The organism is Enterobacter cloacae complex sp. IR53030 (assembly GCF_049238365.1).
GTDB lineage: Bacteria > Pseudomonadota > Gammaproteobacteria > Enterobacterales > Enterobacteriaceae > Enterobacter > Enterobacter kobei.
On sequence record NZ_JBMKHA010000070.1, the window covers coordinates 1 to 658 of the forward strand.

Below are 658 nucleotides of genomic sequence, written 5' to 3' on the forward strand. Positions count from 1 at the left end.
AGCTCAGGTGGTTAGAGCGCACCCCTGATAAGGGTGAGGTCGGTGGTTCAAGTCCACTCAGGCCTACCAAATTTTTGCTGATGCTGCGTTGCGGCGACACTCACATACTTAAGTATGCTTCGTGTCACCACGCCTTGCCTCAACAAAAATTACCGGTACAGAGGTTGGCAAAACGATGGGGCTATAGCTCAGCTGGGAGAGCGCCTGCTTTGCACGCAGGAGGTCTGCGGTTCGATCCCGCATAGCTCCACCATCTTTTACTGCGAACACAAGAAAACTTCAGAGTGAACCTGAAAAGGTGCACTGCGAAGTTTTGCTCTTTAAAAATCTGGATCAAGCTGAAAATTGAAACGACACACAGTTAATGTGTGTTCGAGTCTCTCAAATTTTCGCAAACCGATGGTGAATCGAAAGAAACATCTTCGGGTTGTGAGGTTAAGCGACTAAGCGTACACGGTGGATGCCCTGGCAGTCAGAGGCGATGAAGGACGTGCTAATCTGCGAAAAGCGCCGGCGAGGTGATATGAACCTTTGACCCGGCGATGTCCGAATGGGGAAACCCAGTGTGTTTCGACACACTATCGTTAACTGAATACATAGGTTAACGAGGCGAACCGGGGGAACTGAAACATCTAAGTACCCCGAGGAAAAGAAATCA

At 49.4% G+C, this 658-nt stretch carries 1 tRNA gene and 1 rRNA gene (1 of these 2 cut by a window edge); both read left to right on the top strand.

Annotation, left to right across the window (positions count from 1 at the left end):
• Window positions 1-177 precede the first annotated feature (177 nt).
• Window positions 178-253: transfer RNA gene (locus tag ACOTXR_RS25095), tRNA-Ala, on the top strand.
• A 180-nt stretch (window positions 254-433) separates the two neighbouring features.
• A 23S ribosomal RNA gene (locus tag ACOTXR_RS25100) occupies window positions 434-658 on the top strand (its annotated part continues 494 nt past the right edge of the window); the annotation flags it as partial.